We start from the raw sequence: 12,429 nt of genomic DNA on the forward strand, positions 1-12,429 counted from the left end.
GTCTAAGCCCCCAGGTTCTCGGCTGAGTTGACACTAACCCCCTGTCATAGGGCTGGCGACTATTCGCCAGGGTTCGCCAGGGTGCGCCCGATGTTCCGCCACCCGCGCCCGGGTGTCAGGTATGAACGCGCCACCCCGCACCGCCGACCGGCCCTCATTCCCCAGGGTGCGGACCGGGGGCGGGCGGGGCGACGCACGCAACTCGTCGGCGCACGAAGGGATCTGTCACCTCCATGTACACAGCATCGTCCTCCGTGTCCGCACCGCCCCGGCCGCAGCACCGCATTGTCCCGGCCGGCGCCGGACCGTACCTCGCCCCCGCCCCCCAGGCCGTCAGGCCGAGGCGCTGGGCGGGCGGCACCGGTACCCAGCCGGTCAGCGGGAGACTCGATCTGTCCGGCCCCCAGGGGGCGCAGCTGAAGATGGCGATCGCGTCGGTCCACCGGATCTGCCCGGAGTTCAACCCGGTGCAGGTGCTGCGGCGCAGCGGCCGTTCCGTACTGATCGTCGGGACGACCGGGCGGGCCACGGCGGTCGCGAAGTGTTTACTGGACCACTCCCCCGCGTGGGTCGAGCGGTTCCGGCACGAGATAGCTTCCTACCGCTCCTTCGTCCGTCACCGTCCGCCGGTGCGGGCGCCGCGGCTGATCGCCGCGGACCCGGAGAACTGCACGCTGGTGATCGAGCGGATGCCCGGGCGGGCGGCGGCGCTGTCGCGTCACCCCGTCGAGGCCCCGCCCCGCGCCGACGTGCGGGCCGCGCTCGGTGCCGTCGCCCGGCTCAACGCCTGGCGGCCGCCGGCGGGGACCTTCGACGCCCCGCTGGACTACGGCACCCGGATCGCGCGCTACCACGAGCTCGGGCTCTTCACGGACCGGGACCGGGACGACCTGCAGAAGCTGCTGCACGGTCTGGCGCACGCGGGCGGCCGTCAGGGCATGGGCCAGTTCTGTCACGGTGACGCCCTGCTCTCCAACATCCTGCTGTCCCCCGCGGGGCCGGTGCTCGTCGACTGGGAGCACGCGGGCTGGTACCTGCCCGGTTACGACCTGGCGACCCTGTGGGCGGTGCTCGCCGACGCGCCGCTGGCCCGGCGCCAGATCAGTCAGCTCGCGCAGCAGGCGGGCCCGGCCTCCCGGGACGCCTTCCTGGTGAACCTGATGATCGTGCTGACGCGGGAGATCCGTACCTACGAGACGGCGGTGCAGCGCACCATGAAGGAGGCTCCGCCGGCCGGTACCGTGCCGGTGCCCTCGGGGGCGCTCGCGCCCGGCGAGGAACAGCGGCTGCTGCTGAGGCGGCTGCACGACGACTGCGCCATGGCACGGCGGGCCGTGCGCGCGGCGGTCGGGACGCGCTGAAGGGCGGGTCCGGCCGACCATACGGGGGCGGTGCGCCGTGAGCCCGGTGCCGACACACCGGGACGCGGCGCATCGGCTTTCCGCCGCTGGGCCACGCCGGGCGCGCCGCCCCCATTGGTCCACTCCAGTGACGCGTCCCAGGCCCGGGACCCGTCTCCGCGAAATTCCGCCACATGGCCTCCATTCCCGCGCTGACGTGGGAACTTCCTTTTGTGCGGGTGTGATTGACGGAACGTCCGGGAGCCGATACCCCTGTACGGGTTCGGCCCCGCACGCCCCCGTGTCACCCCCTGCCTCTGGAGGCTGCCTTGCTCCGTTCCGCGTCGCGCAGACGTCCCTCGCCGATCCGTGTCCCGGGGGCGGTGGGCGCGCTGGCGTCCGCCGCCCTGTTGCTCCCCCTGTTGTCCGCCGCCCTGCCGGCCGGCGCCGACGTGCCCGAGGCGGGTGTCCTGCAGGGGCAGTTCGCGCGGGCGGCCGAGCGTCAGGGCGTACCCGAGAGCGTGCTGCTCGCCGTCGCGTACCTGCAGTCGCGGTGGGACACCCATGGTGGTGCGCCGAGTGTGACCGGCGGCTACGGGCCGATGCACCTGACGGACGCGGTGACGGCGCTCGACCGGACCGCCCCGCACCACTCCGAGGGCGGCGAGGACGCGCGCGGCGACGACTCGCGTGCGGCCCGCACGGGTGCGGACGCCCCGCTGCCGGAGCCCGGAGCGCTGCCCGAGCGGCTGCGGACCCTGGAGCGGGCGGCCGCGCTGTCCGGGATCCCGGCCGAGGAGCTGCGTACGGTGCCGGCCGCGAACATCGAGGGCGGGGCGGCGCTGCTCGCGGCGGCGCAGCGCGAGGCCGGGCTTCCGGCGAGCGCGGACCCGGCCGACTGGTACGGGGCGGTGGCGCGGTACTCCGGTGCGGACGACTCGGCCACGGCGGCGACGTACGCGGACGACGTGTTCGACGTCATCCGGACCGGGGAGACGCGGACGACGGACAGCGGGCAGGTGGTGACGCTCCCGGCCGCGCCGGCGGTCGCGCCGGCCACCGGCCAGGTGGCGTCCCTGGGGCTCCGCCGGCCCGCCGCCGGGCCCGTGGAGTGCCCGGCCTCGGTGGCCTGCGAGTGGATCCCCGCGCCGTACGAGGAGTTCGGCGACGGCGACTACGGCAACCACGACAAGGGGAACCGGCCCGTCTCCCAGTCGATCGACTACATCGTGATCCACGACACCGAGGCCGACTGGAACACCACTCTGAAGCTGGTACAGGATCCGACGTACGTGTCCTGGCAGTACTCGCTGCGCTCCTCCGACGGGCACATCGCCCAGCACGTGCCGCTGAAGGACGTGGCCTGGCACGCGGGCAACTGGTTCGTGAACGCCAAGTCGGTGGGCCTGGAGCACGAGGGCTTCCTGACCTCGCCGGACTCCTGGTACACGGAGGCGATGTACCGGACGTCGGCGCGCCTGGTGCGGTACATCGCCGCACGGTACGACATCCCGCTGGACCGGCAGCACGTCCTGGGCCACGACAACGTGCCGGGCACGGTGACGTCCTCGATCAAGAACATGCACACGGACCCGGGGCCGTACTGGGACTGGGCGCACTACTTCCAGCTGCTCGGGCGTCCGATCACCCCGAGCGCCGGTCCGCACGCGGGCGTGGTGACGATCCGGCCCGACTACAGCACCCACCAGCCGGTCTACACGGGCTGTGTGACGGCGGGCCAGGCGTGTGTGCCGCACGGCAGCGGGGCGGTGCGCCTGCACACCGCGCCGAGCTCCGACGCGCCCCTGGTGAAGGACATCGGTCTGCGGCCGGGCGGGCAGGACTCCACGACCGGGGTCAACGACACCGGCGCGCGCGCCTCGACCGGGCAGAGCTTCGCGGTGGCGGAGCGCCGGGGGGACTGGACGGCGGTCTGGTACCTCGGGCAGAAGGCGTGGTTCCGCAACCCGGTGGAGGATCCGACGGCGGTGAACGCGCGGGGTACCGTCCTGACGCCCCGGGAGGGCCTGGCGGAGGTGCCGGTGTACGGGCGGGCGTATCCGGAGGCCTCGGCCTATCCGGCGGGTGTGCCGGTGCAGTCGGTGTCGCCGCTGCCGTACAAGCTGCTCGCGGGTCAGCGGTACGTGGTGGGGGGCAGCACCCCGGGCGAGTACTTCTTCGCGCCGGTGTTCGACCCGAGCGGGCACACGGTCGTCCGGGGCCCGGAGGAGTACTACCAGATCCAGTTCGGCCATCGGATCGCCTTTGTGAAGGCCGCTGACGTGCGGGTTTCCCAGGACTGACAACGGGCTGGCCGAAAGGTGCGGGGTGGTGCCGGACACGGGGTCCGGCACCACCCCTTCGGCGTTCATACGACTATTCAGGAGATCGCGTGCGCCGTCCGGGCGACGGGTAAGGCTGGGCCGGTCACAGCCCCAGCTCACCGGAAGGCCCCCCAGGAAATGCCTCAGCCCTTCGTTATGCCGGATTTCTATGTTCCGTATCCGGCACGGCTCAATCCCCATCTGGAGGCCGCCCGCACGCACACGCGCGACTGGGCGCGGGAGATGGGGATGCTGGAGGGCTCGGGGGTCTGGGAGGAGCACGACCTCGATTCCCACGACTACGCGCTGCTCTGCTCCTACACCCATCCCGACTGCGGCGAGGAGGCGCTGAACCTCGTCACCGACTGGTACACCTGGGTCTTCTTCTTCGACGACCACTTCCTGGAGGTCTTCAAGCGCACCCAGGACCGGGCGGGCAGCAAGGCCTATCTGGACCGGCTGCCGCTGTTCATGCCGGCGGACCCGCTGACGGGCATGCCCGAGCCGACCAACCCCGTCGAGGCGGGCCTCGCGGACCTCTGGCGGCGGACCGTTCCCTCGATGTCCGAGGGCTGGCGGGTGCGGTTCGCGGAGGCGACGGAGCACCTGCTCTACGAGTCGCTGTGGGAGCTCGACAACATCAACGACGGGCGGGTCGCCAACCCCCTGGAGTACATCGAGATGCGCCGCAAGGTGGGCGGCGCGCCCTGGTCGGCCGGTCTCGTCGAGTACGCGGCGGGGGCCGAGGTCCCCGCCCAGGTGGCGTACTCCCGGCCGCTGCGCGTACTCAAGGACGCCTTCTCGGACGCCGTGCACCTGCGCAACGACCTCTTCTCGTACCAGCGCGAGGTGGAGGAGGAGGGCGAGAACAGCAACGGCGTCCTGGTCCTCGAACGCTTCCTCGGGTGCACGACCCAGGAGGCGGCCGACGCCGTCAACGACCTGCTGACCTCGCGCGTCCAGCAGTTCGAGAACACCGCGCTCACCGAAGTCCCGCTGCTCGCCGCCGAGAAGGGCCTGAGCCCGCAGGAGTGCGCGGCCGTCGCGGCGTACGCGAAGGGGCTCCAGGACTGGCAGTCCGGCGGTCACGAGTGGCACATGCGCTCCAGCCGCTACATGAACGAGGGCATGGTCGGCGGACCCTCGCACCTGGACGGGATCATCGGCACCTCCGCCCTCGACATCCGGAACGTCTTCGGGCGCCCGGCGGCCGCCCGGCACCGCGCCTTCACGCATCAGCCGCATCAGCACGTGGGGCCCTCGCTGCTGCCCGAGTTCGACCTGCCGTACCCGCTCACGATCAACCCCCACCACCCGGCGGCGCGGCAGCACACCGTGGACTGGGCGGAGCGGATGGGGCTCCTGGACGACCTGTGGGACCGGCCGATGGCGGAGGGCTTCGACCTCGCGCTGTGCTCGGCGGGGCTCGACCCGGACGCGTCCCTGGAGGAACTGGAGCTCAGCGCCGACTGGCTGACCTGGGGCACCTACGCGGACGACTACTACCCGTCCGTCTTCGGGCGGGCGGCCGGTCTGGCCGGCGCGAAGGAGCAGACCGACCGGCTCAAGGCCTGCATGCCGCTCGACGAGCCCGCGGCCGGCGCCGCGCTCGCGGTGAACCCGCTGGAACGCGCGCTCGCGGACATCTGGGAGCGGACCGCCACGTCGATGGCGAGCGGGCCACGGGCGCAGCTGCGGGCCTCGCTCGACGTGATGCTCGACAGCTGGATGTGGGAGATGCACAACGTGGTGCAGCACCGGGTGCCCGATCCGGTCGACTACATCGAGATGCGGCGCAGCACCTTCGGTTCCGAGCTGACCACGCTCCTGTGCCGGATCCGGCAGGACGTGACGCTGCCCCCGGAGCTGTTCCGCTCGGGGACGGTCCGCAGCCTGGAGAACGCGGTCATGGACTACGGTGCGCTGATCAACGACCTCTTCTCGTACCAGAAGGAGATCGAGGTCGAGGGCGAGGTGCACAACGGCGTCCTGGTGCTGCAGAAGTTCTTCGACTGCGACTATCCGACGGCGGTGGCGATGGTCGCCGATCTGATGCGGGGCCGGCTGCACCAGTACGAGGTCCTGAAGGACCGCGAAGTGCCGCTCCTCTACGAGGACTTCGGGCTCGACGCGGCGGAGCGGGCGGCCTTCGAGGCGTACCTGCGGGAGCTGGAGGACTGGCTCGCCGGAGTCCTCAACTGGCACCGGAAGGTGCGGCGTTACGGCGCGGAGGACGTCCGCGCGGGCAGCGGCAGCGCACTGCTGCGGCGCGGTCCGACGGGGCTCGGCACCTCGGCGGCGCGGATCTCGGAGCTGCTCGGCGCGGGGACCCGCTGACGTCACGTACGCCGAAGGCCTCCGGGAGGGTTCCCGGAGGCCTTCGGGTCGTCTGTCAGGCGCGGCGGCCGCGCAGGTCGTCGAGTTCGCGGCGCTCGCGCTTGGTCGGGCGTCCCGCGCCCCGGTCGCGCACGGCGGCGACGGCGACGTGCTCCCGGGGCGGCGGGGGCGGGCTGTTGTCCACGTACGCCTCGGCGGCGACCGGCGGGCCGACCCGCTTGGTGTGGAGCTCCTTGATCTCGACGATCCGCTCCCGGCCGCCGTGGAAGATCCGGACCTCGTCACCGGGCTTCACGGCCTGGGCGGGCTTCACCCGCTCGCCGTTGACCTTGACGTGTCCGGCCCGGCAGGCGGCCGCGGCCTGCGAGCGGGTCTTGGTCAGACGGACCGCCCAGATCCAGGCGTCGACGCGCGCGCTCATCGGCCCCGCTCCCCCGTCAGCCCTGCTGGAACAGCTCGGCGGGCAGCGGCTTGAGCAGCGCGTACAGGTCGTCGGTGATCGGCCGGTCCCAACTGGCGATCGTCACGAGGACGTTGTCGCTGCGGTCGAACTGGACGCAGGAGATACGGCTCTCGGAGAGCTTGAGGCGGCGCACGATGAGGAGGTTGTCGCCCTGCATGACGGGCATGTCCTCGGTGTCGAGGACCTCGACCGGCTCGTCGTTCTCCAGGGCGGCGAGGAGCTGCGCCACCTCGAAGGGGATCTGGCCGTCGGCGAGCTCACGCGCCGGGGAGCCCTCCGGGAGGTTGCCGATGATCATCGCGGGTCCCCGGCCGCCGAACAGGTCGTAGCGCAGGAACACGCCCTGGCAGGAGCCGTCGGGTGCGGGCAGCAGACCGGCGCCGAGATTGCCGGGCCAGTCTCCCGGATCCATGGCCAGGACGTCGAAGTCCGGGCCCGCGGGTGTGGCGGCGCTGCGGCGGCGGAGGAAGGACATACGGCCATGGTACGTGCCCCGGCGGGCGATGCGACGCGCCGGGCGGCCGCCTCAGGTCAGCCCTGCCCGCCGGGCCCGCCGATCGTCCGCAGGGCCTGGGCGGGGCCCGAGCCGTGGTGCCGAGCTTGCGGTGGCGGGCGTCTGGTCGAGCCGGTCGACGGACTCCACCCGTGGGGGGCTCGGAGACCTCGGCGGTCACCCGGAGCGTCTGTCCGATCGCGGAGGGCGCGCCGTACCGGCGGGCGCGGGCGACCGCTCCTCAGCGGTGCGGCGGGCCCCGTCGGGGGTGGCGGCGGCCTCGGCGAGGGCAAGGTGGAGCTGCCCGCCCACGCGCGCGTGGCAGCGCCGGCGCGGTCGCCGCTTCCCGGTCCACGCGCAGGTGGGAGCCCTGCGCGGTCAGGGATTCCTCGTCCACGCCCCCGTGAGGGCCCGGCGCGGTCGCGGTTCCGCTGTCCACGCGCGCGTGAGGTGCGGACACGGTCGGGCTCGGGACAACGACCAGGTGGAAGCTCGGGGCCGTGCGGGGGTGCGGGGATCCGCTCGGGCCAGGGCGGTCCGTCGGCCAGGCCCGTCGGCCAGGCCCGTCAGAAGATCGAGAGCGTCCTCGGCCGCGTCGAGCGCCGCTTCGCGTTCGAAGAGGCCGAATCCCCGGAGGTCCGGCCGGCCACCCCGTCGAGCCACGTTCCGCCCCCGCACCGAGGGCGCACGCCCGGCGCGATACCGGGAGGAGCGGGCGCGTGGCCCCGCTAAGGCGTCGGCGTACGCCCGGTGGGGCCGCTTGTGACGGTCATGCGGCCGAGCCGGACGACCTCCGCGACAGCCTGCTCAGGACGGCCAACGCCTCATCGGCCCGGCCGTGTTCGACGAAGAGGTGGTCGTGATGGAATCCGGCCACCACGTTGCAGCTCATGCCCGCCGCGGCGAGCTCGCTCGCGACGGCCGCCGTCAGGCCGACGGCGTCGAGCGCGGAGTGCACCCGGAGCGTGATCCGGCCGGCCACGTAGTCGTACGCGAGGCCGGCCGCGTCCGCCTCCTCCTGCCGTACGACGAGGGTGAGGCCCTCGGGTTCGGTGACGGTGACGACGGGGGCGACCCCGGCCGGGGCGGGGCCGTCCACCGTGGTGAAGACGTAGCGGCCGGGGTCGAGTTCCGGGCGCATCCCGGCGAGGAGCCGGGTCAGGTCGCGTTCCGCGTTCATGGGGGTCAGGGTAGGCCCCCGCCGTGAGGTCAGCCGGTGGGCGGGGTGTCACCCACGAGCCACATGGAGAAGAACTGGGCGCCTCCCCCGTAGGCGTGGCCGAGCGCCCGGCGGGCGCCGTCGACCTGGTGCTCGCCGGCGTCCCCCCGTACCTGGAGCGCGGCCTCGGCGAAGCGGATCATCCCGGAGGCTCCGATGGGGTTGGTGGAGAGCACCCCGCCCGAGGGGTTCACGGGCAGGTCGCCGTCGAGTTCGGTCACCCCGGCCTCGGTGAGCTTCCAGCCCTCGCCCTCCTCGGCGAAGCCCAGGTTCTCCAGCCACATGGGTTCGTACCAGGAGAACGGCACGTACATCTCGACGGCGTCGATCTCCCGCCGTGGGTCGGTGATGCCGGCCTGCCGGTAGACGTCGGCCGCGCAGTCCCGGCCGGCCCGCGGGGAGACGAAGTCCTTGCCGGCGAAGAGGGTGGGCTCACTGCGCATCGCCCCGCCGTGCACCCAGGCCGGTGGCCGCGGCGCGCGGTCGGCGCCGGTGCGGTCGGTGAGGATCATGGCGCAGGCGCCGTCCGAGGAGGGGCAGGTCTCGGAGTAACGGATCGGGTCCCAGAGCATCGGGGAGGCCTGGACCTTCTCCAGGGTGAGGTCGTGCTCGTGGAGGTGGGCGTACGGGTTCTTGAGGGCGTTGCGCCGGTCTTTGTACGCGACGAGGGAGCCGACCGTGTCGGGGGCGCCGGTGCGGCGCATGTAGGCCCGGACGTGGGGGGCGAAGAAGCCGCCGGCGCCGGCGAGCAGCGGCTGCTGGAAGGGGACGGGCAGGGAGAGGCCCCACATGGCGTTGGACTCGGACTGCTTCTCGAAGGCGAGGGTGAGCACGGTCCGGTGCACGCGCGCGGAGACCAGGTTGGCGGCGACGAGGGCGGTGGAGCCGCCGACCGATCCCGCCGTGTGCACCCGGAGCATGGGCTTGCCGACCGCGCCGAGCGCGTCGGCGAGGTACAGCTCCGGCATCATGACGCCCTCGAAGAAGTCGGGCGCCTTGCCGATGACGACGGCGTCGATGTCGGCCCAGGTCAGCTCGGCGTCCGCCAGGGCGCGGAGGGCTGCCTCCCGGACGAGTCCGGCGATCGAGACGTCCCTGCGGGCGGCGACGTGCTTGGTCTGGCCGATGCCGACGACGGCCACGGGCTCCTTACCGGACATGGGTCTCCCCTTCCAGGACGGCGACGAGGTTCTGCTGGAGGCAGGGGCCGGAGGTGGCGTGGGCGAGGGCGCGGTCGGACTCGCCGCGGTGGATGCGGGCGGCGGCCTCGCCGAGCCGGATCAGGCCCGCGGCCATGACGGGGTTGGCGGCGAGGGCGCCGCCGGAGGGGTTGACGCGCACGCTGTCGTCGAGGCCGAGGGCTTTGCGCAGGACGACCTCCTGGGAGGTGAAGGGCGCGTGGAGTTCGGCGGTGTCGACGGGCCGCTCGAAGGCTCCGGCGCGTTCGGCGGCGAGGCGGGTGGAGGGCGAGTCGGTGAGGTCGCGGACGCCGAGGGAGTGGGCCTCGATCCGGTGGTCCATGCCCCTGATCCAGGCGGGGCGTTCGCACAGCTCGCGGGCCCGGTCGCCGGCGGCGAGGATCACGGCGGCGGCGCCGTCGCCGATGGGCGGGCAGTCGCCCGTGCGGAGCGGGTGGACGGCGTAGTCGCCCTGGGGGCGGGCGCCGGGCAGCTGGGCGTGCGGGTTCGCGGTCGCGTCCTCGCGGCTGCGGGCGGCGATCGCCGCGAGGGCCGGTTCGTCGGTGTCCCCGGCGTCGACGAGGGCCTGGGCCTGGAGGGCGGCGAGGGCGACGGAGTCGGGCCAGAGCGGGGCGAGGTAGTAGGGGTCGAGCTGGCGGGTGAGGACGTCGCGGACGGATCCGGGCGAGGACTTGCCGTAGGCGTAGACGAGGGCCGTGTCGGCCTCGCCGGTCAGGAGCTTCACCCACGCCTCGTACAGCGCCCAGGCGCCGTCCGTCTCGACATGGGACTCGGAGATCGGCGGCCAGGCGCCGACGCCGTCGAGGGCCATGGTGAAGGAGAAGGCGCGCCCGGCCAGGTAGTCGGAGGAGCCGGAGCAGGTGAAGCCGATGTCGGCGGCCTTCAGGCCGGTCTGCCGCTGCACCTCGTGCAGCACGGGCATCACCATCTCGACCTCGGAGAGGTCGTCGGTGTGCCGCCGGTGGTCGCTCTGGGCGAAGGCGACGATCGCCACTTCTCGGTCCGGCCTCACAGCAGCTCCTTGTAGGTGTCGTAGTCGGCGTCGGGCTCGCCGGTGGGCCGGTAGTGGTCGGGGTAGCGGCCGCCCTCGCTCCACACGGGTTCGACGCGCAGACCCATCCGGACCTCGTCGTACGGGATGCCGGCGATGCGGCCGTGGAGGGCGAGCCCGGCGCCGTCGAGGGCGATGTGGGCGTAGACGTACGGGACCTCGATCGCGAGGTTCTTCGCCTTGATGTTGACGATGCAGTAGGTGGTGACGGTGCCGCGGGGGCCGACCTCGACCTGGTCGGTGGTCGCGACGCCGCAGGTGGGGCAGGCGCCGCGGGGCGGCACGTACACCTTGGCGCAGGACGGGCAGCGCTCGCCGACGGTGCGGCGCTCGGCGAGCGCGTGCAGATAGCGGGTCTGGGCGCGGCCGGGGCTGTACGTGTAGTCGAGGCGGGCGGGGGCGACGATGCCGGTCACGAGGTCCTCGAACCGGCCGTCGTGCGGGGCGGGTTCGTGCGCGTCCGTGCTCTCGCTGCTCTCGTACGGTTCGAAGCAGGCGATGTCGGTGATGGCGCCGGCCCGTTCCGCGGCCCAGCGGATCCGGACCCGCAGGCCGGTGCGGACGGCTTCGGGGCCGGGGGCGTCGAGGGCGTGGAGAAGGGCGGTGTCGGCGCCGTCGAGGCGCACGAGGACCCAGGCGAAGGGGGTCGCGAGCGGCTGCCCGGGGCGGGGCTCGGGATTCCAGGCCCAGGTGGTGACGGTGCCGGTGGCGGCGACCTCGACGAGGTCACGGAGTTCGGCGGCGGTCGCGGGGTCGTACTCGACGGGCGGGACGAGCACCTCACCCGCCTCGGTGCGCACGCCGAGGACGGTGCGCTCGCGGAGTCCGGTGAGGAAGGCGGACTGGACGGGGCCGAGGGAGCGGGTGAAGGGGAACTCGACGACGAGGGGGGCGCGGAGGGCCTCCGGCGGTTCGGTCACGGTCATGGGCGGGCTCCTTGGTCGGGGCGGTCGGCTTGGGACGGTGCTGGGGCCGCTGCGCGGGGCTTCTCCCCCACCCCGCCCCTTCCCGAACTGGGGCTCCGCCCCGGACCCCGCGCCTCAAACGCCGGCCGGGCTGAGATTCGGGGCCGAGCCCCTGGTCATGGGAAGGGGCGGGGTGGGGCGGGGAGAACTCATTCCCGCCGATACACCGGCGCCCTCTTCTCCGCGAACGCCCTCGCCCCCTCCTTCGCGTCGGCCGTGTCGAAGATCGGCCACCCCCGCTTGAGTTCGGCGGCGAGCCCCTCCGTCTCGGTCAGTTCGGCCGTCTCGTACACGGACGCCTTGACCGCCTCGACGGCGAGCGGCCCGCAGGCGTTGATGCGTTCGGCGATGTCGAGGGCCGCGTCCAGGGCGGTGCCGTCGGGGACGACGCGGCCGACGAGGCCGATGGCGGCGGCTTCCTCGGCGCTGTACGGGCGGCCGGTGAGAAGCATTTCGAGCGCGTGGGTGCGGGCGATCTGACGGGGCAGGCGGACGGTGGAGCCGCCGATGGGAAAGAGGCCGCGCCGGACCTCGAAGAGGCCGAAGGTGGCGGAGGCGGCGGCGACGCGGATGTCGGTGCCCTGAAGGATCTCGGTGCCGCCGGCGACGCAGTACCCCTCGACGGCGGCGATGACCGGCTTGCGGGGGCGGTGGTGGCGGAGCATCGCCTTCCAGTGCAGGTCGGGGTCGGCTTTCAGCCGGTCCCGGTACTGCTCGCCCTCCATTCCCTTCCCTGCGAGGGCCTTGAGGTCCATGCCCGCGCAGAAGGAACCGCCCGCGCCGGTGAGGACGACCGAGCGGACGGTGTCGTCGGCGTCGGCCTCCAGCCAGCCGTCGTACAGGCCGACGAGCATCGGCAGTGAGAGGGCGTTCTTGGCCTCGGGCCGGTTCAAGGTGAGGACGAGCGTGGCGCCTTCGCGCCGGACGCTGAGGTGTTCGGTGCCGCCCATGGGGGTCTCCCGTCTCCAGTTCTGGAACAGGTTGCAGGAGCCCGGGGTCCAGTTCAATAGTTTTCTGACACTCAGTCAGATTCTTCTG

The 12,429-nt window shown here is 73.0% G+C and carries 10 protein-coding genes; 3 read left to right on the top strand and 7 right to left on the bottom strand.

Annotation, left to right across the window (positions count from 1 at the left end):
- Positions 1-233 precede the first annotated feature (233 nt).
- From ACN9M0_RS02215 to ACN9M0_RS02225, 3 genes are all read left to right on the top strand, one after another.
- The gene (locus ACN9M0_RS02215) at positions 234-1,361 is read left to right on the top strand and encodes an aminoglycoside phosphotransferase family protein (protein ID WP_366038298.1); all 1,128 of its coding nucleotides are present in this window, start codon (positions 234-236) and stop codon (positions 1,359-1,361) included.
- A 362-nt stretch (positions 1,362-1,723) separates the two neighbouring features.
- Positions 1,724-3,643: an N-acetylmuramoyl-L-alanine amidase gene (locus tag ACN9M0_RS02220; protein ID WP_426405270.1), complete on the top strand. Its 1,920-nt coding sequence runs from the start codon at positions 1,724-1,726 to the stop codon at positions 3,641-3,643.
- Between the two features lie 159 nt (positions 3,644-3,802).
- On the top strand, positions 3,803-6,001 hold the full coding sequence (locus ACN9M0_RS02225; protein ID WP_366038297.1) for a terpene synthase family protein: 2,199 nt from the start codon (positions 3,803-3,805) through the stop codon (positions 5,999-6,001).
- A 55-nt stretch (positions 6,002-6,056) separates the two neighbouring features.
- Here ACN9M0_RS02225 and ACN9M0_RS02230 read toward each other — a convergent pair whose 3' ends face one another.
- From ACN9M0_RS02230 to ACN9M0_RS02260, 7 genes are all read right to left on the bottom strand, one after another.
- Complete coding sequence (locus ACN9M0_RS02230; RefSeq protein ID WP_366038296.1) at positions 6,057-6,422, bottom strand: RNA-binding S4 domain-containing protein; 366 nt, start codon at positions 6,420-6,422, stop codon at positions 6,057-6,059.
- A 16-nt stretch (positions 6,423-6,438) separates the two neighbouring features.
- Positions 6,439-6,939 (bottom strand): hypothetical protein, encoded by a 501-nt coding sequence (locus ACN9M0_RS02235; RefSeq protein ID WP_030688984.1) that lies wholly within the window; start codon positions 6,937-6,939, stop codon positions 6,439-6,441.
- 787 nt (positions 6,940-7,726) lie between these two features.
- Positions 7,727-8,137: an ACT domain-containing protein gene (locus tag ACN9M0_RS02240; protein ID WP_366038295.1), complete on the bottom strand. Its 411-nt coding sequence runs from the start codon at positions 8,135-8,137 to the stop codon at positions 7,727-7,729.
- 29 nt (positions 8,138-8,166) lie between these two features.
- Positions 8,167-9,336 (bottom strand): thiolase domain-containing protein, encoded by a 1,170-nt coding sequence (locus ACN9M0_RS02245; protein ID WP_366038294.1) that lies wholly within the window; start codon positions 9,334-9,336, stop codon positions 8,167-8,169.
- Positions 9,326-10,387: a thiolase domain-containing protein gene (locus ACN9M0_RS02250; RefSeq protein ID WP_426403009.1), complete on the bottom strand. Its 1,062-nt coding sequence runs from the start codon at positions 10,385-10,387 to the stop codon at positions 9,326-9,328. Before ACN9M0_RS02250 ends, ACN9M0_RS02245 begins: the two co-directional genes overlap by 11 nt.
- Positions 10,384-11,352: a Zn-ribbon domain-containing OB-fold protein gene (locus tag ACN9M0_RS02255; RefSeq protein ID WP_366038292.1), complete on the bottom strand. Its 969-nt coding sequence runs from the start codon at positions 11,350-11,352 to the stop codon at positions 10,384-10,386. Before ACN9M0_RS02255 ends, ACN9M0_RS02250 begins: the two co-directional genes overlap by 4 nt.
- A 188-nt stretch (positions 11,353-11,540) precedes the next feature.
- Positions 11,541-12,341, bottom strand: coding sequence for a crotonase/enoyl-CoA hydratase family protein (locus ACN9M0_RS02260; RefSeq protein ID WP_366038291.1), 801 nt, complete (start codon positions 12,339-12,341; stop codon positions 11,541-11,543).
- Positions 12,342-12,429: the final 88 nt, after the last annotated feature.

The sequence above is a fragment of the Streptomyces sp. R-07 genome, from assembly GCF_049913175.1.
Classification (GTDB): Bacteria; Actinomycetota; Actinomycetes; order Streptomycetales; family Streptomycetaceae; genus Streptomyces.

Coding starts and splice junctions, on each gene's coding strand:
- ACN9M0_RS02215 (WP_366038298.1), top strand. CDS start 234: ATGTACACAGCATCGTCCTCCGTGTCCGCACCGCCCCGGCCGCAGCAC.
- ACN9M0_RS02225 (WP_366038297.1), top strand. CDS start 3,803: ATGCCTCAGCCCTTCGTTATGCCGGATTTCTATGTTCCGTATCCGGCA.
- ACN9M0_RS02230 (WP_366038296.1), bottom strand. CDS start 6,422: ATGAGCGCGCGCGTCGACGCCTGGATCTGGGCGGTCCGTCTGACCAAG.
- ACN9M0_RS02235 (WP_030688984.1), bottom strand. CDS start 6,939: ATGTCCTTCCTCCGCCGCCGCAGCGCCGCCACACCCGCGGGCCCGGAC.
- ACN9M0_RS02240 (WP_366038295.1), bottom strand. CDS start 8,137: ATGAACGCGGAACGCGACCTGACCCGGCTCCTCGCCGGGATGCGCCCG.
- ACN9M0_RS02245 (WP_366038294.1), bottom strand. CDS start 9,336: ATGTCCGGTAAGGAGCCCGTGGCCGTCGTCGGCATCGGCCAGACCAAG.
- ACN9M0_RS02255 (WP_366038292.1), bottom strand. CDS start 11,352: ATGACCGTGACCGAACCGCCGGAGGCCCTCCGCGCCCCCCTCGTCGTC.
- ACN9M0_RS02260 (WP_366038291.1), bottom strand. CDS start 12,341: ATGGGCGGCACCGAACACCTCAGCGTCCGGCGCGAAGGCGCCACGCTC.